Source organism: Rhizobium terrae, from assembly GCF_003425685.1.
GTDB classification, from domain to species: Bacteria; Pseudomonadota; Alphaproteobacteria; order Rhizobiales; family Rhizobiaceae; genus Neorhizobium; species Neorhizobium terrae.
Map to the genome: position 1 here is coordinate 24,022 of NZ_QJKM01000013.1, position 25,733 is coordinate 49,754.

Genomic DNA, 25,733 nt, shown 5'->3' on the forward strand with positions numbered 1-25,733 from the left:
ATGCGTCATGGTCGTGCCAGTGTCCTGGAATGTCACTGGCGACAGCCTTACGCCCGGTCTCGCTTGCATGGGTTTAAGAAATTTCCTGCAATTTTATCGATTGCAGGCGGATTGTTCCGAAAAGATGCGGGAAAGCACCTGCATCTGCGGACGGTCGCCGGTTTCGGTCGGCTGGATGTTGAGACGCTCGTCCTTCGGCCACCAGTCGCCGCCGGCCCAATAGGACCATCCGAGCCAGACATCGGCATCCTTCTCGACTGCCTTCACCATATCCGCAAGAGCGGTGAGACATTCCGGCAGGGCGGGAACGGCAAACTCGCCGAGAAACGCGTGCCTGCCATTCTCTCTCAGCCAGGCCGAGACATCGCCGATCGCCTTCACCGCATCCCCGGCCCGTGAACATTCGGCGTTCCTGCCGGAAAAGTCCGCATCCAGGTATTGATGGAGTTCGTAGGCGTAATTGTCCCTCGGATCGGCAATAGCCTGCATCACCGAAGCATTGGGCGTGCCGTAATCGCCGGCGAGCCAGCTGTGCGCGCCGGTCCAGGCCGTTCCGGGCACGAGAATGAGATTGCCGGCTCCGGCCTGGCGGATCGCCGCGATCGCCCCGTTGGCGGCCGACAGCCAGTCCTCGGCGGAGATCCCGTGGGGTTCGTTCATCAGGCCGAAAGCAATGCCGTCCGTCGTCGCGAACGTGCGCGCCAGCCGCCGCCAGAAATCCGAAAATGCGCTTTGCGGCACGCCATCCGAACCAATGAGCTCGCCGCGGAACCGGGCATAATTATGCGGATCGAGGATAACCGCCATGCGCCTGGCACGGATGAGCCGGACGGTATCCTTCAGCCGCCTGAGTTCGGCCGCATCGAAATCCTTGTAGAGCTGCGGCTGCAGTCTTTCCCACAGGAAGGGCAGCCGCACGGCGTTCAATCCCTGGTCGGCGAAATAGGCGATCGTCCTTTCGGACGGATAGGCGTATCCCCTGCCGTATTCGTCGCCGATGGCACCGAATTCCGCGCCGGCGAGATTGACGCCGCGCAGGCAATAGACATCGGCTTGCGCCGGTCCGGCCGCCACCGCAAGGCCGGCAAGCGTGCCCAATAACCGGGCGATGCGACGCCGGATCATTCCCAGCCTGTGCTCCACGCCTTTCTCCATTTCCAGCGGGCGTGCCTTCATGGCATCACCCTTAGCAGATGCGGACACCCGCCGAATAGGCAGGAGGGCGGCGATGCGCACCCTTACGGCGCAAAAGGAACGGAGTTTTGCGGAGTCTTGCCTAAGGTCGTGGAGACAGCCGGGACAAGTCCGCTTCTGGTCGCTCGCAGCCTGTACACATATGCAGGCGCCGATGGACCGATGACAAGGCATTTTTCCTTTGGGCTCACGGCTGGACATTGTCCGGCGTGATTTTTATGTATACACGGAATGGCCACTGACGGCGGAGGAGGGAGATTTTTAGATGAAGAGCTACGTCCTGACGGTATCCTGCAAGACGACGCGCGGCATTGTCGCCGCCATTTCCGGCTTTCTTTCGGAAAAGGGTTGCAACATCATCGACTCGTCGCAGTTCGACGACCTCGACACGGGCAAGTTCTTCATGCGCGTCAGCTTCCTTTCCGAAGAAGGCGCCGACCGCACCGCGCTGAACGAAGGTTTCAAGCCGATCGCCGACAGGTTTGCGATGGAATGGGACATTTTCGATGCCGAGGACCGCATGAAGGTTCTGCTGATGGTCTCCCGTTTCGGCCACTGCCTCAACGATCTCCTCTACCGCTGGAAGATCGGCGCCCTGCCGATCGACATCGTCGGCGTCGTCTCCAACCACTTCGACTATCAGAAACTCGTCGTCAACAACGATATTCCCTTCCACCACATCAAGGTGACGAAGGACAACAAGCCGCAGGCCGAGGCCCAGCTTCTCGACCTCGTCGAACAGAGCGGCACCGAACTCATCGTGCTCGCCCGCTACATGCAGGTGCTTTCCGACAATCTCTGCCAGAAGATGTCGGGGAAGATCATCAACATCCACCACTCGTTCCTGCCGAGCTTCAAGGGTGCCAACCCCTACAAGCAGGCCTATGGCCGCGGCGTGAAGCTGATCGGCGCCACCGCCCATTACGTCACCGCCGACCTCGACGAAGGCCCGATCATCGAGCAGGACACCGTGCGCATCACCCACGCCCAATCGGCCGACGACTATGTCTCGCTCGGCCGCGACGTGGAGGCCCAGGTGCTTGCCCGCGCCATCCACGCCCATATCCACCACCGCACCTTCATCAACGGCAACCGCACCGTCGTGTTTCCCCCAAGCCCGGGTTCCTACGCTTCGGAACGCATGGGGTGATCTGACGCCAAACTCGCGGCCGCGGCCCTATGGACGCAGGCTTTTGCCGCACTATCCTCTTCGGGAACGTTCCTTCCGGAGAGGTTCATGTCCGACCTGTCGCCCGAACTCACCGAACCTCCCTCGACCGATGTTCCGATCGACGCGATCGAGGAGATCTTGCGGGAGCAATATGGGCTTTCCGGACAGATCTTTCCCATCGAAGGTCGCCAGAACCCCTATTTCCTGATCGACAACGGCCATATGCGCTACCTGCTCAAGGTGGCGCCCGCCGACGGGCCTGTCGAGGAAATCACGGCCGAACACGCGCTGATGCGTCATATCCTGCGTAGCCCCGACGGGCCACGCGTACCCGAACCGGTCGCCACCCGGGACGGCCGCGATATGGTCACGCTGGCGCTCGGCGGGGAGGAACGGCTGATCCGGCTGCTGACTTTCATCGATGGAACGTCGCCGCCGGCCGATGAACGGCTGTCTGATCACGCCATCGCCGCCTTCGGCTCCATCTCCGCCTCACTTGCCCGCAGCGTCGAGGACTTTCAGGACCCCATCCTCGACCGGGAACCGGAAGACGACCTGCGCAAGGCCGGGCCGCAGACGGTCGCGCTCCTGTCGGCGGTCACGGACCAGCAGATACGCGACGGGATTGCCAAGGCCATGGTGACGGCGTTGCGGCGCATCCAGCCCCTTGCGCCTGCCCTGCGCATTGCGACTGCCCACCACAATCTCACGGCTGATTCCGTGGCGGGCGACCTGGCGGACGGGTCCTGGCAGCCGGTGGGCGTCACGGACTTCTCCGGCATTTCCAAGGGCTGGCTGGTCGCCGGCTTTGCCAATACCTGCGCCTATCTGCTCGCCAATCGCGGCGGCGATCCGTTTTCGCTGCTGCCGGCGGTGCGGGCCTATCACAAAATCTGCCCCCTGAACCTGGCCGAACTCGAGGCGCTGTGGCCGCTGATCGTCGCCCGCACCAGCATTCTCGCGGCGGAAGCCGAAAGCAGGCAGGTTCGCTCGCCGGACGATCCTGGCGTAAGGGAGGAGACCGAACGGCGCCGGGCCTTGCTCGAAGCCGCCGGCAGCGTTTCCCCCGCCCTGGTCTTCGCGGCGATTCTCGATGCCACAGGGATGGTCAAGCCCTTGCCGGAAATCAACCGTCTCGTGCCGGACCTCGATCCGGACACGATCCGTCTCGTCGACCTCAGCGTCACCAGCCCCCTGCTTTACGGCGGCAACTGGACCGATCCGGAAAACGACTGGCGGATGCTTGCCCGGATCGCTTCGGAAACAGGCCGGGCCGCCACCCGTTATGGCGAGTATCGTCTTTCGAAAAGCGTCGCCGACCCGCACCGGACACCGGAAAGCTTCGCGCTTCATATCGATGCCTGCGTTCCCGCCGGCAGCGCGGCTGTCGCCCCCTTTGCCGGAACGCTGAGGAGCACGGGGCCGCGACTCGTCCTTTCAGGCCGTGACCTGACATTGCATGTCGAAGGTCTGGAATGCACGCTCGCCGAGGAGACCGAACTGGCTGCAGGCGACCCGCTCGGCGGCGTCGCCGGTGCGGAAGGGGCCATCGGCGGGCTGCGTCTTCGCCTCTGCCGCGACTCGGATCTGGTCCCTCCGCTCTTCTGCACCCCGGACGACGCAGGGACATGGTCCAATTTATGTCCTTCCCCCGCAATACTGCTCGGGGTCGATGCGAATGCTCCGCCACCGGCCTATCCGGACACGCCCGCCGGCGACCGGTCCGTCCATCGTTGGCCCGTCCGCGGCTGGAAGGAATATCTCTTCGATGCTACGGGCCGCAGCGCGCTGGACCTGACCGGAGACGCTCCGCTGCCCGGGCACGGGCATCCGCGGATCGCCGCCGCCGCCTACCGTCAGCGTCTGCTCCTGAAGAATGCGGCTTTGGGTTCACCGCAGGCGCGGGAACCGCTTCTCGATCGATTGAAAGGCCACGCGCCGCAGGGGCTCAATACCGTGTTTCTCCTGCGCGGCCGCAGTGATGCCTTGCACCATGCCTTGAACCTTGCGCGTGCCCATACGGGCAGGGACGAGATCGTCTGCTTTGACGCATCGGAAACGACCTCGACCGATGATGATTCGAGACTGATTCATGTCGATAGCCTTCAAAGCGCCAAGGCGGCGTTTGACGGCGGCGGCAAGGCCGGATTGCTTCTGGCAGACCTTCTGCCTCCCCTCGAGGGATTTTCGAACCTGCCGGATGCCGTTTCCCGCAACGAAGGCCTCATGATCGTCGAAGAGACACGCACGGGCTGGGGACGGTTGGGCCATCACGCATGGGGTTTCGACGCGCAAGGCCTGAAGCCCGATATCGTGTTCGCCGGCCTTCCCGGCGAAGAAGAGATCGCGGTCGTGTTCGCTCGCGAGACAATTGCAGCCGATTGCCGCCCAATCTCCGCCTTGCCCAGCCTCACGGCCTGCGCGGCCGCGACTGCCAATTTAGACATCCATGAGGAGGAAGGTCTGCGCGAGAATGCCCGCCTTGTCGGCGACGGGCTGAGGGCGATGCTGCAGGAATTAGCAGCCCGCCATCCGGCGATCCGGCAGATAAGGGGCATGGGATTTTTCCAGGTCCTTGATTTGAATGCCGGCACTCCTGCCGAAGCCCTCCGGCACAGATTGGCGGAAAATGGCATCTTCATCACCATCCGCGACCCGGCGGAACTGATGATCCTGCCGCCTTTATGTTTCAGCGAGGAAAGCGCCACCTTGCTGATTCGCGCGATCGAAAAACTTCTCGCGGAAAATTGACACTCGTCAAATCTGAAATTTTCCGGCCGCCGTTCTTGCTTGAGCAGCGAGACCACCTATCTAAATGACGACGGGGCAGCTGCTGGAATGTGCGAATGAAATTTCACAATTTGGCCTTCTTCCTGTCATCGATCAGAAAAAAATTCTAGCTAAGCTAATTTTCATTGATCGTATCGTGATTCTGGATTACATACGATCATCGCTCGGCCAGACGAATCTGTTCGGGATGTCGCGCAACGCCAAAAGGGAGAGTGACATGTTTAAAACTGTTTTCGTCGCCGCCTTGGGTGAGGCCGGATTCAAAATGATTGGCACGGATCGCCGCTCCCTTCCGTGCTGTCGAATGTAACGCTTTCGGTTCTATCGTTCCTGAAAATTTCATTCGCCAGAGCTGCGGTTCAAGCAGCCAATGCGGGAGTCTGCCATGCAGAAGCAAGTAATAGAGTTCGGCGGGGAACCCGTCGGTATTGTCATTCCGGACGAAGATCGGCTGAAGTTCATTGCCGTCAAATTTCATGTGATCGATCTCGACGAGCGGCGCTTCAACACGCCGGACGAAGTGCGCCTGGCGATTCGTGACCTTGTACGCTCGCGCAATGTCGCACCCTCCGCACACGTCTGATCAATCGGATTTTAAAAACAAAAGCCGCCCTTGGGCGGCTTTTTTATTGACTGCCGGGCGGTGCTGTCAAAAGGCCGTGAAGGTGATCGTCGTCAGAGAGCGCTCGATGCCCGGAATGGAGGCGATCTTCTCGTTGACGAAATGGCCGATTTCGTCGTTGTCCTTGATGTAGATCTTCAGCAGCAGGTCCCAGTCGCCGCTGGTGGAGTAAAGCTCGGACACGAGCTCCGTCTTGTAGATGGCGTCGGCGACCTCGTAGGTCTTGCCGGGCTTGCAGCGGAGCTGGACGAAAATGGGTTTCATGGACGTCTTCCCGTCGGTCGGACCGCATCTGCGGTCATGATGGACATGTCCGACTATTGGCCGATGCGCTCGCCTTTCGCAAGCTTCTCGTCGCCAATCTCTTCCAGGATCCAGTCGCGGAAGGCGGCAAGCGGCGGATAGGTGGCGCGATCCGGCGGATAGGCGAGGAAATATTGCCCGCTTTCGGGAGTTTCCGCCTCCGACACCGACACGAGCAGACCCTGTTCCAGCTCCCGGTCGATGAGGAAACGCGGCAGGAGTGCCGCGCCGAGGCCTGCGACCGCCGCCTCGACGATCGTCATGAACTGATCGAACAGCATGCCATGCAAGGCATCGAACGCGACCCGGTTCTTGGAAAACCAAGCCTCCCAAGCATCCGGCCGTGTGTTGAGGTGAAGTAGCGGCGCTTTCAGCACGTTCGCCGGCGTTTCGAGATCATAGCGCGCCTTGAACTCGGGGCTGCAGGCCGGCACCACCTCCTCGTCCATCAGGAATGTCAGCGCTGCGCCCGGCCAGCGCGCCGAGCCGAAATGGATCGCCGCATCCAGCGTGTCGAAGCGGAAGTCGAAGGGTTCGAGCCGGGTAATGAGGTTCACCACCATGCCTCGATGGGCGTCGAGAAAACGTCCGATCCGCGGCGTCAGCCAGCGCGTGCCAAAAAACGGCAGGATGGCAAGGTTCAGCGTACCGCCGGAAGGATTGGCGCGCAGGTTCAGCGAGGCATTCGAGATGCGCCGCAGCGCTTCCCGTACTTCGCGGGCATAACCATCGCCGGCGATGGTCAGCCGGATCGTCTGCCGCTCGCGCAGGAACAGCGCCACGCCGAGCTGTTTTTCGAGCGCCGAGATTTGGCGGCTGACGGCACTCTGGGTAAGGCCGAGCTCGTTGGCCGCCGCCGTGACGCTGCCGGTGCGCGCCGCCGCTTCGAAAGCCGCCAGCAGCGAAAACGACGGCAGGAAGCGTCGGGGCGGCAGCATATCATTCCTCCAGCGAATGACCTGTTGAGAACAAGTCGATATTCACGGATCAGCGCGCCTTGTAAAGAGTTGGAAAGTGACGTTTCCGGACAATCGAAGATGCTGAACGATCCCCGCTCCCACGGTCTTTGGGAAAAGACCGCCCCGCCCCCGCCCGTCACGCCACGCCTCGAAGGCAGCGTCTCGGCGGATGTGGTAATCGTTGGCGGCGGTTATACGGGCCTTTCGGCGGCGCTGCATCTCGCGGAAGCCGGCGTGAATGTGCGTCTGCTGGAAGCCACGGAAGTCGGTTTCGGCGGCGCCGGCCGCAATGTCGGGCTGATCAATGCCGGCATGTGGGTGATGCCGGACGAATTCGCCAAGGAAATCGGTTCGCATTACGGCGAGAAACTGCTCGATTTCCTGGGGAATGCCCCCTATCTCGTCCGTGAGCTGATCGCAAGGCACGGCATAAACTGCGAGCTGGAAACCAACGGCACGCTGCATTGCGCCGTCGGCCGGGAAGGCCTGAAGGAGCTGGAGGAACGCGCCCGCCAGTGGCAGAAGCGCGGTGCGCCGATAACCCTGATCGACGCGGCCGAGACCGGGCGCCGCATCGGCTCGAACGCTTATGCCGGTGCCCTGCTCGACATGCGCGCCGGCACATTGCAGCCGCTGGCCTACGCCCGCGGTCTGGCCCATGCTGCGGTAAAGGCCGGCGCCAAGCTGCATACCGGCAGCCCCGTCGTCAGCACCGGCGAAGCGAACGGCAAAAGAGTGGTCAAAACGGCGCAAGGCGAGGTTTCCGCCGACTGGATCATCGTCGCGACCGACGCCTATAGCCATGGCCCGTGGGTTGAAGTGCGCCGCGAACAGGTCTTCCTGCCCTATTTCAACCTCGCCACGACACCGCTTTCCGACAATCTGCGCCACTCCATCCTGCCCAACCGCGAAGGCTGCTGGGACACCAAGGATATCCTCTCCTCCTTCCGCATGGATCAGGCCGGGCGCCTCGTCTTCGGCTCCTGCGGGGCGCTGCGCGGCACCGGCACGGCGATCCACAAGAACTGGGCCCGGCGTTCGCTGAAACGGCTTTTCCCCCAGCTCGGCGAGGTGGAGTTCGAAGCCGAATGGTACGGCCAGATCGGCATGACCGACAACGCGCTTCCGCGCTTCCACAAATTCGGCCGCAACACGATCGGCTTTTCCGGTTATAACGGCCGCGGCATCGCACCCGGCACGACTTTCGGCAAGCTGCTTGCCCGGCATATTCTGGGGGAGGTGCCGGAAGCCGATTTCCCGCTGCCGCCGACGGATGTCAAGGAAGCGCCCTTGCGCAATCTCAAGCAGGCCTACTATGAGGCCGGCGCGCAGATCGCCCATTTCACCGGCGAGCGGTTCTGATTGCGAAATCGCCGCCGGCTTGTACATTGCCACAGTTCCAGACCCATGGAATTCATACCGGAGACTGACATGACGCTCGCCAATCTCGATCTCGCCGCCGAAGTGAAGAACATCCTGGGCGACCTCGGCGTGAAGGCCGAAGCCTATACCGGCGGCACACTCGCCGTACGCTCGCCGATCACCGGCGCCGAAATCGGCAAGCTGTCGGAAATCAGCGCGGCCGATGCGAAGAAGGCGATCGAAGCCGCCCATCAGGCCTTCCTCGAGTGGCGGCTGGTGCCCGCACCGAAGCGCGGCGAACTGATCCGTCTGCTCGGCGAGGAACTGCGTGCTTCCAAGGCTGCGCTCGGCCGCCTCGTGTCGATAGAAGTCGGCAAGGTGACTTCCGAAGGCCTCGGCGAAGTGCAGGAAATGATCGACATCTGCGACTTCGCGGTCGGTCTTTCCCGCCAGCTCTACGGCCTGACGATCGCCACCGAGCGCTCCGAACACCGGATGATGGAGACCTGGCATCCGCTGGGCGTCATCGGCATCATCTCCGCCTTCAACTTCCCCGTCGCCGTCTGGTCGTGGAACGCGGCGCTCGCCATCGTCTGCGGCAATTCCACCGTCTGGAAGCCGTCCGAAAAGACGCCCCTGACGGCGCTCGCCACCCAGGCGATCTTCGACAGGGCGCTGGACCGTTTCGTCGCCGATGGCGCAAGCGCGCCGAAGAACCTTTCGACCCTGCTGATCGGCGGCCGCGAGATCGGCGAGGTGCTGGCGGATCACGAGAAGGTGCCGCTGGTTTCCGCCACCGGCTCCACCCGCATGGGCCGCGAAGTCGGTCCGCGGCTCGCCAGGCGCTTTGCCCGCTCCATCCTCGAACTCGGCGGCAACAATGCGGCGATCGTCGCGCCGACGGCCGATCTCGATCTGACGCTCCGCGGCGTCGCCTTCGCCGCCATGGGCACTGCAGGCCAGCGCTGCACGACGCTGCGCCGCCTCTTTGTCCATGACAGCGTCTACGACACGCTGGTGCCGCGGCTTTCCAAGGCCTATCAGTCGGTGACGATCGGCTCGCCGCTCGAAAACGGCAATCTCGTCGGCCCGCTGATCGACAAGGCCGCTTACGAGAAGATGCAGACGGCGCTCGAAGCGGCGAAATCCGAAGGCGGCAAGGTGGTGGGCGGCGAGCGCGTGCTGGAGAACCAGGCCGCCGATGCCTATTACGTGCGCCCTGCGATCGTCGAAATGCCGGCCCAGACCGGCCCGGTGAAAGAAGAGACCTTCGCGCCGATCCTCTACGTGATGAAATATTCGAACTTCGACGAAGCGCTTCACCTGCATAACGATGTGCCGCAAGGTCTCTCCTCCTCGATCTTCACCAATGACATGCGCGAGGCCGAGACTTTCGTTTCCGCCCGCGGTTCGGACTGCGGCATCGCCAACGTCAACATCGGTCCCTCGGGTGCCGAGATCGGCGGTGCTTTCGGCGGCGAGAAGGAGACCGGCGGCGGCCGCGAATCGGGCTCCGATGCCTGGAAGGCCTATATGCGCCGCGCTACCAACACCCTGAACTACGGCCGCACCCTGCCGCTGGCGCAGGGCGTCAAGTTCGATATCGAGTGATCGCACCGGATGGCGGCGCTCAACCTGCTCACCGATATCGAGGGCGTGGCCGTCGGCCATGCCACCGACCTTTTGCTCGGGTCCGGCGTTACCGCCATTGTCTTCGATGAACCGGCTATCGCCTCTGGCTCCGTGTTGGGCGGAGCACCCGGCGGGCGAGATACGGCCTTGCTCGACCCCTCGATGAGCGTGCAGGCAGTGGATGCCTTCGTTCTTTCCGGGGGCTCGGCCTTCGGGCTGGACGCGGCCGGCGGCGTGCAGGCGGGATTGCGGGAGATCGGCCGCGGGTTCCAGGTCGGAACGGCGCGGGTGCCGATCGTGCCGCAGGCAATCCTGATGGACCTGCTGAACGGCGGCGACAAGGATTGGGGCCTCCATTCGCCCTATCGCGACATGGGTTATGAAGCCTTCAAGGCGGCAGGCAAGGGGAGGTTCGCTCTCGGCACCGTTGGCGCGGGCACGGGCGCATCGACCGCGACTTTCAAGGGCGGCATCGGCTCGGCCAGCGCCGTGACCCCGGCCGGACATACGGTCGCCGCGCTGATGGCAGTCAATGCCATGGGATCGGCAACGATTGGCGAAGGCCCGCATTTCTGGGCGGCGCCTTTCGAACGGGAAAACGAATTCGGCGGGCTCGGCCTGCCGCAGACCTTCGATACCCGGCTGCGGCTGAAGGGGCGCAGCATGATCGCCACGACGATCGGCGTAATCGTGACGGATGCGGTGCTGAGCAAGGCCGAGGCGCATCGCCTGTCGATCCTCGCGCATGACGGGCTTGCCCGCGCCGTCCTGCCCGCGCATCTTCCGGGCGACGGAGACACCATCTTTTCCGCCGCGACCGGCACCAGGCCGCTGAAGGAACCGGCGGACTTCATCGATATCTGCCATCTCGCCACGCTCGTGACGGCCCGGGCTGTGGCCCGCGGCGTCTACGAGGCGACTGCGCTGCCGGTTCCGAATGCGCAGCCCGCATGGCAGGACAGGTTTATTTCGCCGGCTAAATAGCTTTCAATGCGTCTTCGAGGCGCAGCCAGTCATCCCCGCCCGGAAGGCCGATCCTGAGATCGTCCGGCCTACCCTCGAACACGCGCGTGAGGATACTGCGCTCGCCAAGATGCCGGAAAAGCGTTTGCGCTCTCGGATCCCGGATGAACCTGAACAGCGATGTCCCGTCCGTGACAGGGAAGCGCGCCGTCGCCAGCAGGGCGTCGAGCCGGGCCGCATCCTCCTTCAGTTTTGCCCGCATCGTTTTCTGCCATGGAATGTCCGCCAGCGCTTCGGTCGCCACGTGCAAAGCCGGGCCGGATACGGCCCAGGGGCCAAGATGGCTTTCGATCTTCGCGACGATATCCGGATGCCCGATGGCGAAACCGAGCCGCAGGCCGGCCATGCCGTAAAACTTGCCGAAGGATCGCAGGACCACCAGGCCCCCCTGATCGACGGCGTTCGCGACGCTCTCGGCTTTGGATACGTCCATGAAAGCTTCATCGACGACGAGCAGGCCGCCCTTTGCCCGCATCCGTGTCGCGAGCGCCAGAAGATCACCCTTTGCGATAATCCGGCCCGTCGGGTTGTTCGGATTGACGATGACCGCAAGATCGGCGTCAGCCAGGCCTTCCAGATCGCCGGTTTCCGTCACGTCGAAACCCGCAAGCCTTGCCGCCCGGGCATGTTCGGCGTAAGTCGGCGAAAGCACCGCCGCCCGAGCTTGCCGTCCGATCAGGCCCGCAACCATCGGCAGCAGGATCTGGGTGCCCGGTCCGGCCGCAAGATGCGCCGCCGAAGGCGCGCCATAGGCCGTCATCGCCAGCGCCTTCAATCTTTCCGCCAGATGCGGCTCCGGAAGGCGCGCGAAAGCATTGCCGGGTATGGGCGAGTGTGGATAGGAATAAGGGCTGATACCGGTCGAGAGATCGATCCAGGGTTCGGGGGCTTGAGGAAAGAGCACCCGGGCGCGGAAAAGATTGCCGCCGTGCTCGATCGGACCACCAACTTTATCTCCAGTCACTGGGCCTGCCACCGCTCATGTTCCTTCTTGCATTCGCCGCGCTGATCGTTGAGCGCTTCATCGGCTACCCGGACTGGGTCTACCGCCGCATCGGCCATCCGGTGACTTGGATCGGCAGGCTGATATCCCGGCTCGATCGTGATTGGAACCGGGAGGCCGACGATTTCGCCACACGAAAGCGCATGGGCGTTTTCGCCCTGCTCGTCATTCTCGGCCTGACCATCGTGATCGCGCTGGCGATCGAATGGGACCTGAGGGCGATCCCGCCGCTTGGGCCACTCCTGCTCGTGCTGCTGGCTGCCAGCCTGCCGGCGCAGAAAAGCCTTGAAGAACACGTGGAGGCAGTCGCCCACGCCATGAAATACGGCGGGCTCGAAGCCGGCCGCAAAGCAGTCTCCCGCATCGTCGGACGCGACCCGGAGAAGCTCGATGAAGCCGCCGTCTGCCGCGCCGCGATCGAGAGCCTGGCCGAGAATTTTTCCGACGGCGTCGTCGCGCCGGCCTTCTGGATGGGAATCGGCGGACTTGCCGGAGGAGCCGCCTACAAGGCGGCCAATACCGCCGACAGCATGATCGGCCACAAACTGCCGCGCTACCAGGCCTTCGGCTGGGCGGCCGCCCGTTTTGATGACCTGATCAACCTGCCCGCCTCTCGACTGAGCGCTCTTCTTTTCGTCGTCGCCGCCGCATTCCTGGATCGCGCCTCGCCGAAGAACGCCATCAAGGCGGTTTTCCGCGATGCCCGGCATCACCGGTCGCCGAATGCCGGCTGGCCGGAAGCGGCGATGGCCGGTGCGCTCGGCATCGCGCTTGCCGGTCCGAGAAGTTATGGCGGCGCAATGATAGAAGCGCGTTTCATGGGCGAAGGCGGCCGTACCCAACTCACCTATGAGGACATCCGTCGCGCCCTGAAGCTCGCCCGCGTGGCGGACGCGCTTCTGATCGGTCTTTTCGGCCTGGCTGCATGGATCATCTGGCAAGCGTAAGCAATCCGTCCAGATCGAGATGCCGTTCGATATGGTCGGCCAACCGGTCCAGCACAGTTTCGATCCCGGCTTCATAATCGAGGACCGACGCCGTTCCGCCAAGCCGCATCAGCCAGGCGGAACGCTGGCGATCGTCGGCGAACAGGCCGTGCAGATAGGTTCCCCATACCCGACCGTCAGCGGATATCGCGCCGTCCGCTCCGCCGCCGATCATGGAAAAGGGCCTCGAACAATCCGGTCCGAGTGTCCGCCCGACATGCATTTCATAGCCGGATAAGGAGATTCCGTCGAAGCTGGCTCCCGAAACGGCTTCCAGCCGCTTGTCCCCGGCCAGCACCGTCTCGACATCAAGCAGGCCGAGCCCTTCGACGGAGCTTGGCGGCCCTTCGATGCCGTCAGGATCGGAAATCCTCTTGCCGAGCATCTGGTAACCACCGCACAGGCCGAGCACCCGTCCACCCCGCCGGGCATGGGCGGCGATATCGACATCGAAGCCGGCGGCCTTCAGCGCAGCCAGATCGGAAATCGTCGCCTTGGAACCGACCAGCAGCACCAGATCGCAGTCCCCTGGAATCGCCTGCCCGTTCCGCACACGGGTGAGTTCCACATCCGGCTCCGCTTCGAGCGGGTCGAGATCGTCGAAATTGGAAATATGCGGCAGGATCGGTACCGCGATACGGATCTTCGCCCCGGCCTTGCGGGCGGATGGACCGTTGAGACCAAGCGCATCCTCGGCCGGCAATCGCGCAGCATCGGCAAAATGCGGCAGCAGCCCGATCGACCGCCAGCCGGTCAGTTCCCCGATCATCCGCATGCCATCGGCAAACAGGGCCGGGTCGCCGCGAAAACGATTGACGATGAAGCCGCGGATCATCGCCGCATCTTCCGGTTCCAGCACCAGTTTCGTGCCGGCGAGGCTGGCGATCACACCGCCGCGGTCGATATCGCCGATCAGCACCACCGGCACGTCCGCGGCACGCGCAAAACCCATATTGGCGATATCGTTCTGGCGCAGGTTGATTTCCGAGGCGCTGCCGGCGCCCTCCACCAACACGAGGTCCGCCTTGCTGCGCAACAACTCGAAACTTTCCAGAACCCGCGGCATCAGCTTGCGCTTGAGATGCTGGTATTCATCCGCCTTGGCATTACTCTCGACCTTGCCCTGCACCACGACCTGCGCGCCGACCTCGCTCTGGGGCTTCAGGAGCACCGGGTTCATGTGGACGCTGAGCGATACCTTGGCGGCACGCGCCTGCAGCGCCTGCGCTCGGCCGATCTCGCCGCCGTCCGCCGTCACGGCCGCGTTATTGGACATGTTCTGCGGCTTGAAAGGCAGGACCCTGAGCCCCCGCAAGGTAAAAGCGCGGGCAAGCCCGGCCACGACCAGCGACTTGCCCACGTCCGAGCCCGTCCCCTGAAACATGAGAGATCGGGCGGCCATCCTTAGAACTCGATGCCCGCCTGGGCCTTTACGCCCGCCTTGAAATGATGCTTCACCAGCGTCATCTCGGTCACCATGTCGGCCGCCTCGATCAGCGCCGGTTTGGCATTGCGGCCGGTGACGACCACATGCAGGTTCGGCCGGCGGGCCTGCAATGTGGCTATGACCTTGTCGAGATCCAGATAATCGTAGCGCAGCGCGATATTGAGTTCGTCAAGGATGACGAGGTCGATCGTCTCGTCGGCCATCAGGTCGAGCGCCTTTTCCCAGGCCTTTTCCGCCGCCGCGACATCCCGTTTCAGGTCCTGCGTTTCCCAGGTGAAGCCTTCGCCCATCGTGTGCCAGACGACGCGGTCGCCGAATACGGCAAGCGCCGGCTGCTCGCCGGTCGACCAGGCACCCTTGATGAACTGCACGACACCGACCCGGCGATTGTTGCCGAGCATGCGCAGCGCCAGACCGAAGGCGGCCGTGGACTTGCCCTTGCCGGAGCCTGTGTTGACGATGAGAAGACCTTTTTCCAAGCTCTTCCCGGCGACTTCCGCATCCTGCACCGCCTTCCGGTTCGCCATCTTGGCGCGATGGCGCTCCTCGGTGGCCTGATCGATCTCCTTCACCGCGATGCAAGCCCGGCAGCCGGACGCGCGGCGATATCCTCACCGGCCCGGAATTTTTCACGTACGACCGCGGTCAGGGTACCGAGCACGGCCCAGAACACCAGGTTCGTGGCATAGACGGCATTGACGAAACGGGCATGCAGTTCGATCGGTACATCCGTCTCATGCGTCGGTGGCAGCGGCGCGCCGATGAGATGCGGCGCGACCAGCAGCACGATCGCCAGCGCTGCAAGCACGGCGGAACGGGTGTAGCCGATGAGGCCGAGCCCGATTGCGGTGCAGGCGGCAGTCGAAATCCACCAGACCTGGCGCGAGCCGAGTTCGGCGGCCGGCATGCCCGGCAATTCCGGCGGCAAGCCGAGACCAGGGGCGAGACTGACGGTGAGGAAACCGGCTATGCCGAACATCAGGCCGCGGCGCCAGCCGTTGAAACCGCCGAGGGCTTCCGCGATGGCGATGAGCACGAGCCCGAAGCCAACGGCCGAAAGCATGTCGGCGGCCGCAGTGTAGATGAAGCGCTCGAAGCCGTCGGCTGGTGCCCAGGCTTCCTCGTCGTGATGATGCTCTGCCGCAGGCGATGCAGCCCCGGCGGCCGGAGCCGCATCGTGGCTGTGGCCATGGCCCGCCTCCGGAGCCGCCCTCTCATAGGTTTCCGCCTGCAGGATCAGCGGCACGGTAGAAAAATGCTGTATCACGGTCATCAGCAGGCCGGACAACAGGCCAGCGATCACCGCCGTGAAGACGATGTTACGAAACAGCGACATTTTCAGAATTCCTCTCGGTGGCGAACGCGCTCAGTGGCAGGGGAAAGCCAGCGAATGGCGCGTATCGTGGGCCGCATTGTGGACGACTTCGAGATGCGAGAAGCCGACAAAACCGACGATGAACAGGCCGAGAAGGGCCGTCATGCCGAGGGGAATGATTTTCGAAGCGGAAACGCTGACTGCACTTGCAGCAGAATTCGTAACCATGGCTTTATCCTTTCACCCTCCGCCCGAGGGCACTTGAAGTTTTTCTTGCCTCTGGCAGGTCTCCTGGCTCGCGGATCGGGCGCCTTTCCCGCCTTCCCGGATTTCTCCAGTGGCTTGACGGCCGAACGGCCGTTTTGGGTAAAGACTTTCCGCTTACAGTTGCGGGGGCAGCCGCGGGTTTGACGGCAAGTCCGTCGCACCGCATTCCCTCATAACGCCCTTCGGGCACCATAGGCTCCGTCAACATACACCAATTCCGCCAAGCGGCAATCGCCTTTGCGACACCCGCTGCACTCCATTGACACGGACCTGCGACCGGGCTTAGTTGAACGAAGACGGTCCTTTTCCGGCAACGGGAAGGGCTAAGAGAGAATGCGGTGCGGGCTTTTGTCGGCCCAATGCCGCGGCTGCCCCCGCAACTGTAGGCGGCGAGCCATCTGCCGAAGAGCCACTGGGAAATCCGGTCGACGGAAATCTGGGAAGGCAGGCAAATGGCGATGACCCGCGAGCCAGGAGACCTGCCGTTCGATTTTCAGGCTTTGCCGGGCGGGGTGCTCCGGAAAAGTTCAGGTCATTCACCGCAGGCGGGCAAACCTTCCTGCACCGCACCCCGATTTTTTGATACCCGGCGGTAATGCGGCCCGACCATGAGTGACGAGAACAAGAACGACATCGATGTGACGATCTTCGTCTGCACGAACTGCCGCGACGAAGCGGACGGCAATATTCGGCCGGGGGTGGCGATGATTGCGGCGCTCAAGGACGCCGCTGCCGGCAAGCCGCTCGCCGTCAAACCCGTCACCTGCCTTGCCAATTGCGAAAAAAGCCCAAGTGCTGCCTTCAACCACCGCTCCGGCTGGTCCTATGTGTTCGGCCATCTGACGCTGGAGAATATCGACGATATCGTCACCGGCGCGATGATGCTGGCCGGGGACGAGCGCGGTTTCCTGCCCCTTCGCGGTCGCCCCGCCTGCCTGCGCGGCAAGGGCATGACGGCTCGCATCCCCCCCTTCCATCATCACGAGGACATGCCCCAATGAGCGTCAATTTCGCCAACAAGTTCGATCGCGTTCCCTGCACCGTCGTCACCGGTTTTCTCGGTGCCGGCAAGACGACGCTGATCCGCAACCTGATCGAAAACCTCGAGGGCAAGCGGCTGGCGATCATCGTCAACGAATTCGGCGATGTCGGCATCGACGGCGAAGTGCTGAAAGGCTGCGGCATCGAAAGCTGCCCGGATGACAATATCATCGAACTCGCCAACGGCTGCATCTGCTGCACCGTGGCGGACGATTTCGTGCCGGCGATCGACCAGATCCTCTCCCGCCAACCGCGCGTCGATCATATCCTGATCGAAACCTCGGGCCTTGCCCTGCCGAAGCCGCTCGTGCAGGCCTTCCAGTGGCCGGATGTCAAGGCGCGCGTGACGGTGGATGGCGTCGTCGCCGTGGTGGACGGCGTCGCACTTGCCGAAGGCCGCGTCGCCGACGACCATGACGCGCTGGAAACCCAGCGTCAGGCGGACGGCTCGATCGACCACGACGACCCGGTCGAGGAGGTTTTCGAGGATCAGGTGGCATGCGCCGACATGATCGTGCTCACCAAAAGCGATCTGCTCACCGCGGACGGTCTTGCCGCGGCAAGGGAGCGCGTCTCGGCCCATCTGCCGCGGGCGGTGAAAATCGTTTCGGCCGCCAACGGCGTGATCGACCCGGCCGTTCTGGTCGGCCTCGGCCTCGCCGTCGAGGACGATATCGAAAACCGCAAGACCCATCATGACGACGAACTGGACCACGATCACGACGATTTCGACAGCTTTGTCGTCGATCTGGCCGCCGTGACGGATGCCGAGGCGCTCGCCGCCCGCATCTCCGCGACCGCGGAAGCGGAAAACGTGCTGCGCATAAAAGGCTTCGTGGAAGTCGCGAACAAGCCGATGCGCCTGCAGGTCCAGGCGGTAGGATCGCGCGTGAACCACTATTTCGACCGCGCTTGGGGCGCAAACGAGCCTCGCCGGAGCCGCCTCGTGGTGATCGGCGAAAAGGGCATCGACCGCGCGGCGATCGAAAGGATGCTGGCCGCTTGAAACGGCCTCGAGGAAGGCATGCACATACTCGCCACCACATCGTCGTCGCTCGACGACCTGATCGAGCCGGTCGACCTCAACCAGTCGCCGGCCGATGTGGTGGTGCTGTCGTTTTCCGGCAGCGACCTGAATGGAATTGCTGCGGCCTGGAATTCGGTCGGGCACTGCGGGCGAGAGAAGGGTGACGGCCTCGCTGGTTGTGGAAGCGGGCAATCAACATATCCATCCCTCGCCCTCGCCAGTCTCTCCGACCTCCGCCATCCGATGTCGGTCGATCTGTGGCTGGAAAAGACGGCGGTTCATGCGAAGGTCATCCTCGTCCGCATCCTCGGCGGCTATGACCGCTGGGCCTATGGCGTGAATGAATTGTCGCGCATGGCGAGGCGCAGGAAGATCGCGCTCTGCCTTCTCCCTGGCGAATGCAGCATTCGCGACGAGCGCTTGGCCGTCGCCTCGACGGTTTCGGAAGGGATGCTTTCCGGCATACTTGCCTGCTTTCGCGAAGGCGGGCCGGACAATATGCGGCGGCTGGCGCAGAGGCTGAGCGCGCTTGCCGATGGTGGCGCGGACATCCTGCCGCAGGCGGCGCCGATGCCTAAAGCCGGCTTTTACAAGCCCGGCCGCGGCATCGTCCGAGCGAGCGATCTGCTGGCCGGCTTTTCGCCGGATGCACCGCGCCTGCCGATCCTCTTCTACCGTTCCATGCTGCTCGCCAATGATGCGGCACCGGTCGACGCTCTTTTCGAGGCGCTGGCAGGACGGGGTTTCGCGCCGCTGCCGATCTTCGTCAACGGCCTGAAGGATGCGGATTCCGTCGCATTCGTCGAGCAGGCCGTCATGGACTTTGGGCCGGCCGCGATCATCGCGACGACCGCCTTTGCCAGCGGCACGGACGACCAGGGCGAAACCGTCTTCGACCGCAGCGGCATCCCCGTCTTTCAGGTCGTCGTCGCCACGACGCGGCGCGACGGCTGGGGGGAAGGCCGCCGCGGCCTGAACCCGGCCGACCTTGCCATGCATGTGGTTCTGCCGGAACTCGATGGCAGGATCTTCGCCGGAGCGATCTCGTTCAAGATGGGCAGCAGCTCCGCCAATCTCGTCAACCAGCCAGAATCCGACCGGGTCGAACAGGTCGCCGAACGTATCGCAGCCTTCCTCCGGCTGAAACTGGCTTCCCGAGCCGAGCGGAAGATCGTCATCCTGATGCCGAACTATCCGAGCGCGCCGGGCCGCACCGGTTACGCGGTGGGACTGGACGTGCCGCAAAGCGTGCTATCCATGTTGCGAGGTCTTTCGCTGGCCGGCTATTCCGTCTCGGATATTCCTCGGACGCCACGCGATCTCCTCGATCTCCTGGCTTTGAAATCCGCAAGGATGGCACTGTCGGACTATCGTTCGACGGCCGGTGCGGAAGCAGCCTGGGGTTCGCCGGACGGGGACGAGGATATGGAAGGCGGCTTCTTCCGCTTCCATGCCGCGCGATTCGGCAACGTCACCGTGGCGCTCGCGCCGGATCGCGGCCGCAATGCCGACCGCCGCGCCGACTACCACAGCCCTGATCTTCCCCCGCGTCACGCTCTGATCGCCTTCGGCCAATGGATGCGCAACGAGCTGGGTGCGCATGCCCTCGTACATGTCGGCGCGCATGGCACGCTGGAATGGCTGCCGGGCAAGACGGTGGCGCTTTCGAAGGATTGCTTCCCGGAACGCGTCACCGGCGGCCTTCCGGTCATCTATCCCTTCATCGTTTCCAATCCGGGCGAGGCAGCCGTCGCCAAGCGGCGGATTTCCGCGGTGACCGTCGGCCACCTGCCTCCGGTCCTGACCGGCGCGGGCCTGTCCGATGAGCAGAAGAAACTCGAACTGCTGGTCGATGAATACGCCCAGGCGGACGGACTGGATCGGCGCCGCCGCGACCGCCTGGCCACACTGATCGTCGAGACCGCGCGCGAGACGGGATTGGCCTCGGAAGCCGGCGTTTCCCGCGACGACGACCCGGACACGGCACTGACGCGCATCGACGCCTTTCTCTGCGATCTCAAGGATCTCGCCATCAAAGACGGGCAGCATGTGTTCGGCGAGGTCTCGGAGCAGGACGACGATCCCCTGCGGCAGGAAAGCGCCCGCGCGGAACGGCAGGCCCTCATCGATGCGCTGGACGGCAGGCACGTCCGTCCCGGCCCATCCGGTGCACCCGCACGGGGCCGCCGCGACGTGATGCCGACCGGCCGCAATCTTTTCACCAGCGATCCGCGTACGCTCCCGACGCCGACCGCCTTCGAACTCGGCAAACGGGCGGCAGACGAAATCCTCCGCCGTTACCTGCAGGATCATGGCGACTGGCCGAAAAACCTCGTCTTCGATCTCTGGGGAAGCGCATCGCTGAGAAGCGGGGGCGAGGAAGTGGCCCAGGTGCTTGCTCTCATGGGAACCAGGCCGATGCAGGATGCCGCAACCGGCCGCGTGACCGGTATCGAGGTTCTGCCGCCGGCCCGGCTCGGCCGTCCGCGCATCGATGTGACGCTGCGCATTTCCGGCCTGTTCCGCGACATGTTTCCCGCACTGATCGCGCTTCTCGACGCCGCCATGCGCGCCATCGCCGCCCGCGAGGAGGCTCCGGGCGACAATCCGCTTGCCGAAGAAGCGCGGACCATCGGCCACGTGCCGCCACGCATCTTCGGTTCGGCGCCCGGCACTTACGGTTCCGGCATCGAGGAAAAGCTGGCCGACGGGACGTGGGACGAACGCGAGGAACTCGGCCGCATCTATCTCGATGCCGCCAGCCATGCCTTTGGCGGCGCCGAAGGGGAGGCGTCGGTGATGCCCGGACGTTTTGCCGAACGGATCGGCAATGCCGATCTCCTCGTCCATACCGGCGACGATCCCGGCCGCGATCTCCTGGACGGTTCGGCGGATGTCGCCTTCATCGGCGGCTTTTCGGCAGCCGTGGCCGCGCTCGGCGGCAAGGCCGACGTGATCGCGCTGGACACCACGGATCCCTTGAGGCCGAAAGCCCGTTCCATTTCCGAGGCCGTGACCCGCCTGGTGCGCGCCCGCGCCGTCAACCCGCGCTTCATTGCCGGCCAGTTGCGCCACGGCCCGCGCGGCGCGGCAGAGCTTGTCGAAACGGTGGACCGGCTGATCGGCTTTGCCGAAACCACCCATGCCATCCCGCAATCGCTGATCGACGCCGCGTACGACGCCTATCTCGGCGACACGACAGTGCGCGATTTCCTGCTTTCCCAGAACCCGGAAGGTGCCCGCTACATGGGCGAACGTTTCCGCTCGGCGCTGCGCCGCGGTCTCTGGCATCCGCGCCGCAATGCGGTGGATGCCGAACTGGAAATGCTGATGGAGGAGGTCGCATGACGATGGCGGTAACGACGACTTCTCACGATCGCGACCTCGCCGACATGCGCCGCGGCGCCTGCCCGGCTCTTTCCGCGCCGATGATGAGCGGCGACGGACTTCTGGCTCGCGTCGCGCTGACCGCGGCGATTTCGCCGGGGCAGCTGATCGGGCTGAGCCGCCTCGCCCGCCGGCACGGCAACGGCATGCTCGACATTTCGGCCCGGGGCAACCTTCAGGTTCGTGGGCTGAGCACGACCGCGGCGCCGCTGCTGGACGCCGATGTCCGTGCTCTGGACCTGCCGCTTCGCGAGGGGCTTGCGGTCGAAGTGCCGCCACTTGCCGGCATGGACGAGATGGAAATCGCCGACCCCCGGCCGCTTGCGGAAGCAATCCGCGAAGGCGCTCGCGGCATCACCGGGCTGGCGCCGAAAATGTCGGTCGTTGCCGACGGGCACGGGCAGTTGCGCCTTTCCGAGCTGCTGGCCGATATCCGGCTGGTGGCGCTCCGCGTCGAGGGCGAAGTCCGCTGGAAGGTCCTGCTTGGCGGCACGGAAGAGTCCGGCCGTGTTTTCAATGTTTTACGTGAAACACAGGCGGTCGAAGCCACAATCGGCCTGTTGCACAGGCTCTCCGAGCTCGGCCCCAGGGCTCGCGGTCACGATCTGGCAGGCAGTTTGGCGGAAAGCGCCGAGCTGGACATGGATAGACCAGGAGGCGGTATGCCGGCCTCTTCCCACCCGCGCGTGAAAGGCCCCTTCGGCACCTTCGTCCTTGCAGGAAACCTCTGCGCCACCGGCATCGGCCCGGCCTTCGGCCAAATCGTCGCCGAAAAACTCGTCGCGCTCTGCAGCGAAGCCACGCGCCTGGGAATAAGATCCCTCAAGCCCGCCTTCGACCACTCCCTCATCTTCTTCGGCGAACAGGAAAGCTGCAAAGCGCTCACAGCCTTCGCCGCCGAAAACGGCTTCATCACATCCGCGGCCGATTCGCGGGGCCAGATCGCCACCTGCCCCGGAAGCCCCGCTTGTGCTTCCGCGACGATCGCCACCCATGAGATCGCCGCCCGCGCTGCAGCCGAATGCGGTGATCTGCTGGACGGTTCGTTCAAGCTGCACGTTTCTGGCTGTCCGAAGGGCTGCGCCCATCCGCAAGCCTCAGCGCTCGTACTCTGCGGCACGGCGGCCGGACTGTCCGTCATTCATCTCGGAAAAGCGTCGGATCTACCCTTTGCGACAGCCGCTTTTGCCGATACCAACGCCGCGCTTCGCCGCCTTGCCGATCTCGTAAGATCGGAACGGCGAGCGGGTGAAAATTCCGCCGCCTGCCTCGCTCGGCTCGGGTCCGGGCACCTAGCGGCAACTGTCATGTCAGGACGACCATGAACAATTACGACTACATCCGTGAAGGTGATGCGATCTACGAAAGATCGTTTGCGATCATTCGTGAAGAAGCCGACCTTTCTCCCTTTTCCAGCGAGCAGGCAGAGATCGCGGTGCGCATGATCCACGCCTGCGGGTTGGTGGAAGCGGCCCAGCATTTCCGGTTCTCGAGGGATTTCGTCGCCCATGCGCGCGGCGCGCTTTACGATGGCCGGCCGATCTATTGCGACGCCGAGATGGTGGCCCATGGCGTTACCCGTACCCGCCTGCCGGCCGATAACGACGTGATCTGCACGCTGCGCGACAGTCGTACGATCGAACTGGCGAAGACGCTGGGCAACACCCGTTCCGCTGCCGCCCTGGATCTCTGGGACGAGATGGAAGGCGCCGTGGTTGCCATCGGGAATGCGCCGACGGCGCTGTTCCGCCTGCTCGAAATGCTGGATGCCGGCGCGCCGCGCCCGGCGGCGATCATCGGCATGCCGGTCGGTTTCGTGGGCGCCGCCGAATCGAAGGAAGCGCTGATCGAATCGGCTCATGGCATTCCCTATGCGGTAGTGCGGGGCCGCATGGGCGGTTCGGCCATGACGGCGGCCTGCATCAACGCACTGGCGAGGGCCGGGCTTTGAACGCGGCGATCCTCAAAGGCAAAGTGACCGGCGTCGGAACCGGCCCCGGCGATCCGGAACTTCTGACGCTCAAAGCCGTGCGCGCCATCAACGAGGCTGACGTCATCGCCTTCTTCTGCAAGAAGGGATCGAGCGGCAACGGCCGTGCCATCGTCGAAACACATATGCGGCCGGGCACGCTGGAACTGCCGCTGGTCTATCCGGTCACCGTCGAGACGCAGAAGGACGAAGCCGGGTACAAAGGCCCGATCGCCGATTTCTTCGATCGTTCCGCGGAAGATATCGCAGCGCTTCTCGACGCCGGCAAGAATGTCGTCGTGCTCAGCGAAGGCGACCCCCTGTTCTACGGCTCCTACATGCACCTGCATGTGCGTTTGCAGAACCGCTACCAGGCCGAGGTCGTGGCCGGCATCACCGCCATGTCCGGCTGCTGGTCGATGACCGGCCTACCGCTGGTGCAGGGCGACGATATCTTGAGCGTGCTGCCGGGCACGCTGTCGGAGGAAAAACTCGCCGAACGGCTGGCGAATACGGACGGCGCCGTGATCATGAAGGTCGGCCGCAACCTGCCGAAGATCAGGCGGGCGCTTGCTTCCGCCGGCAAGCTCTCGGACGCTCTCTATGTGGAGCGAGGCACCATGGCGAACGGCGCGGCTGCGAAGCTGGAAGAGCGTGATGAAAGTCCGGCCCCTTATTTTTCGATCGTACTCGTACCCGGCTGGAAAACCCGCCCCGGAGACGTTCGATGACGGGGTCCCTGACTGTCGTCGGCCTTGGCCCGGGAAATCCGGACCAGATGACGACGGAGGCACTTGCCGCAATTGCAGCCGCCGAGGATTTTTTCGGTTATTTTCCGTATATCGACCGCCTGAACCTTCGGGCGGATCAGCGTCGCCATGCCTCCGATAACCGCGAGGAACTGGTCCGCGCGAGGGCGGCGCTCGAAATGGCGGCGAACGGCGGCAGGGTCTGTGTCGTTTCCGGCGGCGATCCCGGCGTCTTCGCCATGGCGGCCGCCGTCTGCGAGGCGATCGACGAGGGCCCCGTCGAATGGCGGCAGATCGAGCTTTCGGTCATCCCAGGGGTCACCGCCATGCTGGCGGTGGCGGCCAGGGCAGGCGCGCCGCTCGGCCACGATTTCTGCGCGATATCGCTTTCCAACAACCTGAAGCCCTGGCCCGTCATCGAAAAGCGGCTGATTGCGGCGGCGCGGGCCGGTTTCGTCATGGCCTTCTATAACCCGGTCAGCAAGGCCCGGCCGCATCAGCTCGACGAAGCCTTCGATCTCCTGCGCGGTTATCTGCCGGTCGCCGTGCCGGTCGTCTTCGGCCGAGCTGCCGGACGGCCGGACGAAGCGATCCGCATCGTACCGCTGGCGGAGGCGCAGGGCGGAATGGCGGACATGGCGACCTGCGTGATCGTCGGAACGGCCGAAACGCGGATTATCCAGCGCGGAGAAAACCGCCCGATCGTCTATTCGCCGCGCTATTTCAGGGGTGGATCGGGGAGCGATGGCGCATGATCGAGCCATGCCAGCATCTCGTCGATGGTCTGCACGGACGGGACATCCGGCAGGTCCGGCCGCCGCACGATGACGATCTGGATGCCGAGCGCACGAGCGGCCGCGATCTTGCCGTAACTTGCCGGACCGCCGCTGTTCTTGGCGACGATCACCTCGATGTCGTGCTCCTTGAGCAGTTGCATTTCATCCGCTTCGGCGAAAGGCCCGCGCGAGGTGAGATAGATCGCGCTGGGGATGTTCAACGGCGGATCGACCGGATCGACGCTGCGGATGAGGTAGCGATGCTGGGGGGCGGCTTCGAAAGGCAGCAGTTCCTGCCGGCCGAGTGTGAGGAAGATTTTTCGGGGTTTTCCGCCCAATACCCCCACAGCATCGCCGACGCTGTCGACCTCGATCCAGCGATCACCCGGCTGCGGCTGCCAGGGGGAACGGCGCAGCGCGACCAGTGGTATGGCGGCGCGCGTCGAGGCCGCCGCCGCGTTGCGGGAAATCTGCGCCGCATAGGGATGCGTCGCATCGATCAGAACCGTGAAAGCCTTTTGCCTAAGATAGTCGGCAAGCCCCTCCGCTCCGCCGAAGCCGCCGACCCGCACCGGCACGGGCTGTTCGACCGGTACGCGCGTCCTGCCGGCAAGCGAGAATTCCACGGCAAAGCGTGGATCGTCCGCAAGCCGTCCAGCCAGCGCCCTGGCCTCCGCGGTGCCTCCGAGAATGAGAATGGAGTGTTTCAA

The 25,733-nt window shown here is 63.9% G+C and carries 24 protein-coding genes and 2 riboswitches; of the genes, 15 read left to right on the forward strand and 9 right to left on the reverse strand.

What is annotated here, in order from left to right; genetic code table 11:
- Window positions 1–93 precede the first annotated feature (93 nt).
- Complete coding sequence (locus DMO26_RS23005) at window positions 94–1,176, reverse strand: glycoside hydrolase family 5 protein (RefSeq protein WP_226951398.1); 1,083 nt, start codon at window positions 1,174–1,176, stop codon at window positions 94–96.
- Between the two features lie 283 nt (window positions 1,177–1,459).
- Between DMO26_RS23005 and purU the strand changes: the two genes are divergently transcribed.
- From purU to DMO26_RS23025, 4 genes are all read left to right on the forward strand, one after another.
- Window positions 1,460–2,344: a formyltetrahydrofolate deformylase gene (purU, locus tag DMO26_RS23010; protein ID WP_117194508.1), complete on the forward strand. Its 885-nt coding sequence runs from the start codon at window positions 1,460–1,462 to the stop codon at window positions 2,342–2,344.
- Window positions 2,345–2,431: 87 nt separating this feature from the next.
- Window positions 2,432–5,116, forward strand: a complete 2,685-nt coding sequence (locus tag DMO26_RS23015; RefSeq protein ID WP_117194509.1) for an aminotransferase class III-fold pyridoxal phosphate-dependent enzyme — start codon at window positions 2,432–2,434, stop codon at window positions 5,114–5,116.
- Between the two features lie 64 nt (window positions 5,117–5,180).
- The gene (locus tag DMO26_RS23020) at window positions 5,181–5,465 is read left to right on the forward strand and encodes a hypothetical protein (RefSeq protein ID WP_117194510.1); all 285 of its coding nucleotides are present in this window, start codon (window positions 5,181–5,183) and stop codon (window positions 5,463–5,465) included.
- Window positions 5,466–5,540: 75 nt separating this feature from the next.
- Window positions 5,541–5,738 (forward strand): hypothetical protein, encoded by a 198-nt coding sequence (locus tag DMO26_RS23025; RefSeq protein WP_117194665.1) that lies wholly within the window; start codon window positions 5,541–5,543, stop codon window positions 5,736–5,738.
- A 66-nt stretch (window positions 5,739–5,804) separates the two neighbouring features.
- On the opposite strand, the gene DMO26_RS23030 is transcribed toward DMO26_RS23025, so the two are convergent.
- Window positions 5,805–6,041: an Lrp/AsnC ligand binding domain-containing protein gene (locus DMO26_RS23030; protein ID WP_117194511.1), complete on the reverse strand. Its 237-nt coding sequence runs from the start codon at window positions 6,039–6,041 to the stop codon at window positions 5,805–5,807.
- 53 nt (window positions 6,042–6,094) lie between these two features.
- Window positions 6,095–7,018 (reverse strand): LysR family transcriptional regulator, encoded by a 924-nt coding sequence (locus DMO26_RS23035; protein ID WP_117194512.1) that lies wholly within the window; start codon window positions 7,016–7,018, stop codon window positions 6,095–6,097.
- A 99-nt stretch (window positions 7,019–7,117) separates the two neighbouring features.
- Here DMO26_RS23035 and DMO26_RS23040 point away from each other — a divergent pair, with 99 nt between their 5' ends.
- The 3 genes from DMO26_RS23040 (at window position 7,118) to DMO26_RS23050 (ending at window position 11,017) form a co-directional block, all read left to right on the forward strand.
- Window positions 7,118–8,401, forward strand: a complete 1,284-nt coding sequence (locus tag DMO26_RS23040) for an NAD(P)/FAD-dependent oxidoreductase (protein ID WP_117194513.1) — start codon at window positions 7,118–7,120, stop codon at window positions 8,399–8,401.
- Window positions 8,402–8,470: 69 nt separating this feature from the next.
- Window positions 8,471–10,012 carry an L-piperidine-6-carboxylate dehydrogenase gene (amaB, locus tag DMO26_RS23045; RefSeq protein WP_117194514.1) on the forward strand — a complete coding sequence of 514 codons (1,542 nt, stop codon included), beginning with the start codon at window positions 8,471–8,473 and terminating at the stop codon, window positions 10,010–10,012.
- Window positions 10,013–10,021: 9 nt separating this feature from the next.
- A complete protein-coding gene (locus DMO26_RS23050) occupies window positions 10,022–11,017 on the forward strand; it encodes a P1 family peptidase (RefSeq protein ID WP_117194515.1) in 996 nt (331 codons plus the stop codon).
- On the opposite strand, the gene cobD is transcribed toward DMO26_RS23050, so the two are convergent.
- On the reverse strand, window positions 11,010–12,020 hold the full coding sequence (gene cobD / locus DMO26_RS23055) for a threonine-phosphate decarboxylase CobD (protein WP_226951399.1): 1,011 nt from the start codon (window positions 12,018–12,020) through the stop codon (window positions 11,010–11,012). The two genes, DMO26_RS23050 and cobD, sit on opposite strands and share 8 nt — an antisense overlap.
- 17 nt (window positions 12,021–12,037) lie before the next feature.
- Here cobD and cbiB point away from each other — a divergent pair, with 17 nt between their 5' ends.
- The gene (gene cbiB, locus DMO26_RS23060; protein ID WP_117194516.1) at window positions 12,038–13,006 is read left to right on the forward strand and encodes an adenosylcobinamide-phosphate synthase CbiB; all 969 of its coding nucleotides are present in this window, start codon (window positions 12,038–12,040) and stop codon (window positions 13,004–13,006) included.
- Here the strand turns inward: cbiB and DMO26_RS23065 are convergent.
- The 4 genes from DMO26_RS23065 to DMO26_RS23080 are packed head-to-tail and all read right to left on the reverse strand — an operon-like array spanning window position 12,990 to window position 16,035.
- On the reverse strand, window positions 12,990–14,447 hold the full coding sequence (locus DMO26_RS23065; RefSeq protein WP_117194517.1) for a cobyric acid synthase: 1,458 nt from the start codon (window positions 14,445–14,447) through the stop codon (window positions 12,990–12,992). The genes cbiB and DMO26_RS23065 overlap by 17 nt on opposite strands.
- Window positions 14,448–14,449: 2 nt before the next feature.
- Window positions 14,450–15,064 (reverse strand): cob(I)yrinic acid a,c-diamide adenosyltransferase, encoded by a 615-nt coding sequence (gene cobO / locus DMO26_RS23070; RefSeq protein ID WP_117194518.1) that lies wholly within the window; start codon window positions 15,062–15,064, stop codon window positions 14,450–14,452.
- On the reverse strand, window positions 15,061–15,828 hold the full coding sequence (locus tag DMO26_RS23075; protein ID WP_117194519.1) for a CbtA family protein: 768 nt from the start codon (window positions 15,826–15,828) through the stop codon (window positions 15,061–15,063). The genes cobO and DMO26_RS23075 overlap by 4 nt, the downstream gene beginning before the upstream one ends.
- Window positions 15,829–15,858: 30 nt before the next feature.
- Window positions 15,859–16,035, reverse strand: a complete 177-nt coding sequence (locus DMO26_RS23080; protein ID WP_117194520.1) for a CbtB domain-containing protein — start codon at window positions 16,033–16,035, stop codon at window positions 15,859–15,861.
- A 36-nt stretch (window positions 16,036–16,071) separates the two neighbouring features.
- Window positions 16,072–16,283: riboswitch (cobalamin riboswitch) on the reverse strand.
- A 71-nt stretch (window positions 16,284–16,354) separates the two neighbouring features.
- A riboswitch (cobalamin riboswitch) is annotated at window positions 16,355–16,575 on the forward strand.
- Window positions 16,576–16,682: 107 nt separating this feature from the next.
- On the opposite strand from DMO26_RS23080, the gene DMO26_RS23085 reads away from it, so the two are divergent.
- Genes DMO26_RS23085 through DMO26_RS23115 form a run of 7 tightly spaced genes read left to right on the forward strand, consistent with a single transcriptional unit; the run spans window position 16,683 to window position 25,002 of the window.
- A complete protein-coding gene (locus DMO26_RS23085) occupies window positions 16,683–17,075 on the forward strand; it encodes a DUF1636 family protein (protein ID WP_117194521.1) in 393 nt (130 codons plus the stop codon).
- Window positions 17,072–18,121: a cobalamin biosynthesis protein CobW gene (gene cobW, locus DMO26_RS23090; protein WP_117194522.1), complete on the forward strand. Its 1,050-nt coding sequence runs from the start codon at window positions 17,072–17,074 to the stop codon at window positions 18,119–18,121. The genes DMO26_RS23085 and cobW overlap by 4 nt, the downstream gene beginning before the upstream one ends.
- A gap of 18 nt (window positions 18,122–18,139) precedes the next feature.
- Entirely contained in the window at window positions 18,140–21,490 is a 3,351-nt protein-coding gene (cobN, locus tag DMO26_RS23095) for a cobaltochelatase subunit CobN (protein ID WP_117194523.1), read from the forward strand.
- Window positions 21,487–22,854, forward strand: a complete 1,368-nt coding sequence (cobG, locus tag DMO26_RS23100) for a precorrin-3B synthase (RefSeq protein ID WP_117194524.1) — start codon at window positions 21,487–21,489, stop codon at window positions 22,852–22,854. Before cobN ends, cobG begins: the two co-directional genes overlap by 4 nt.
- Window positions 22,851–23,480, forward strand: coding sequence for a precorrin-8X methylmutase (locus tag DMO26_RS23105; RefSeq protein ID WP_117194525.1), 630 nt, complete (start codon window positions 22,851–22,853; stop codon window positions 23,478–23,480). Before cobG ends, DMO26_RS23105 begins: the two co-directional genes overlap by 4 nt.
- Window positions 23,477–24,229 (forward strand): precorrin-2 C(20)-methyltransferase, encoded by a 753-nt coding sequence (locus DMO26_RS23110; protein WP_117194526.1) that lies wholly within the window; start codon window positions 23,477–23,479, stop codon window positions 24,227–24,229. Before DMO26_RS23105 ends, DMO26_RS23110 begins: the two co-directional genes overlap by 4 nt.
- Window positions 24,226–25,002, forward strand: a complete 777-nt coding sequence (locus DMO26_RS23115; RefSeq protein ID WP_117194527.1) for a precorrin-3B C(17)-methyltransferase — start codon at window positions 24,226–24,228, stop codon at window positions 25,000–25,002. The genes DMO26_RS23110 and DMO26_RS23115 overlap by 4 nt, the downstream gene beginning before the upstream one ends.
- Here DMO26_RS23115 and DMO26_RS23120 read toward each other — a convergent pair.
- Window positions 24,966–25,733, reverse strand: a complete 768-nt coding sequence (locus tag DMO26_RS23120; protein ID WP_117194667.1) for a cobalt-precorrin-6A reductase — start codon at window positions 25,731–25,733, stop codon at window positions 24,966–24,968. The genes DMO26_RS23115 and DMO26_RS23120 overlap by 37 nt on opposite strands.

What these genes read in the sequence shown, in the direction of transcription:
- DMO26_RS23005 (WP_226951398.1), bottom strand. Translation starts at nt 1,176, where the DNA reads ATGAAGGCACGCCCGCTGGAAATGGAGAAAGGCGTGGAGCACAGGCTG.
- purU (WP_117194508.1), top strand. Translation starts at nt 1,460, where the DNA reads ATGAAGAGCTACGTCCTGACGGTATCCTGCAAGACGACGCGCGGCATT.
- DMO26_RS23015 (WP_117194509.1), top strand. Translation starts at nt 2,432, where the DNA reads ATGTCCGACCTGTCGCCCGAACTCACCGAACCTCCCTCGACCGATGTT.
- DMO26_RS23020 (WP_117194510.1), top strand. Translation starts at nt 5,181, where the DNA reads ATGACGACGGGGCAGCTGCTGGAATGTGCGAATGAAATTTCACAATTT.
- DMO26_RS23025 (WP_117194665.1), top strand. Translation starts at nt 5,541, where the DNA reads ATGCAGAAGCAAGTAATAGAGTTCGGCGGGGAACCCGTCGGTATTGTC.
- DMO26_RS23030 (WP_117194511.1), bottom strand. Translation starts at nt 6,041, where the DNA reads ATGAAACCCATTTTCGTCCAGCTCCGCTGCAAGCCCGGCAAGACCTAC.
- DMO26_RS23035 (WP_117194512.1), bottom strand. Translation starts at nt 7,018, where the DNA reads ATGCTGCCGCCCCGACGCTTCCTGCCGTCGTTTTCGCTGCTGGCGGCT.
- DMO26_RS23040 (WP_117194513.1), top strand. Translation starts at nt 7,118, where the DNA reads ATGCTGAACGATCCCCGCTCCCACGGTCTTTGGGAAAAGACCGCCCCG.
- amaB (WP_117194514.1), top strand. Translation starts at nt 8,471, where the DNA reads ATGACGCTCGCCAATCTCGATCTCGCCGCCGAAGTGAAGAACATCCTG.
- DMO26_RS23050 (WP_117194515.1), top strand. Translation starts at nt 10,022, where the DNA reads ATGGCGGCGCTCAACCTGCTCACCGATATCGAGGGCGTGGCCGTCGGC.
- cbiB (WP_117194516.1), top strand. Translation starts at nt 12,038, where the DNA reads ATGTTCCTTCTTGCATTCGCCGCGCTGATCGTTGAGCGCTTCATCGGC.
- DMO26_RS23065 (WP_117194517.1), bottom strand. Translation starts at nt 14,447, where the DNA reads ATGGCCGCCCGATCTCTCATGTTTCAGGGGACGGGCTCGGACGTGGGC.
- DMO26_RS23075 (WP_117194519.1), bottom strand. Translation starts at nt 15,828, where the DNA reads ATGTCGCTGTTTCGTAACATCGTCTTCACGGCGGTGATCGCTGGCCTG.
- DMO26_RS23080 (WP_117194520.1), bottom strand. Translation starts at nt 16,035, where the DNA reads ATGGTTACGAATTCTGCTGCAAGTGCAGTCAGCGTTTCCGCTTCGAAA.
- DMO26_RS23085 (WP_117194521.1), top strand. Translation starts at nt 16,683, where the DNA reads ATGAGTGACGAGAACAAGAACGACATCGATGTGACGATCTTCGTCTGC.
- cobW (WP_117194522.1), top strand. Translation starts at nt 17,072, where the DNA reads ATGAGCGTCAATTTCGCCAACAAGTTCGATCGCGTTCCCTGCACCGTC.
- cobN (WP_117194523.1), top strand. Translation starts at nt 18,140, where the DNA reads ATGCACATACTCGCCACCACATCGTCGTCGCTCGACGACCTGATCGAG.
- cobG (WP_117194524.1), top strand. Translation starts at nt 21,487, where the DNA reads ATGACGATGGCGGTAACGACGACTTCTCACGATCGCGACCTCGCCGAC.
- DMO26_RS23105 (WP_117194525.1), top strand. Translation starts at nt 22,851, where the DNA reads ATGAACAATTACGACTACATCCGTGAAGGTGATGCGATCTACGAAAGA.
- DMO26_RS23115 (WP_117194527.1), top strand. Translation starts at nt 24,226, where the DNA reads ATGACGGGGTCCCTGACTGTCGTCGGCCTTGGCCCGGGAAATCCGGAC.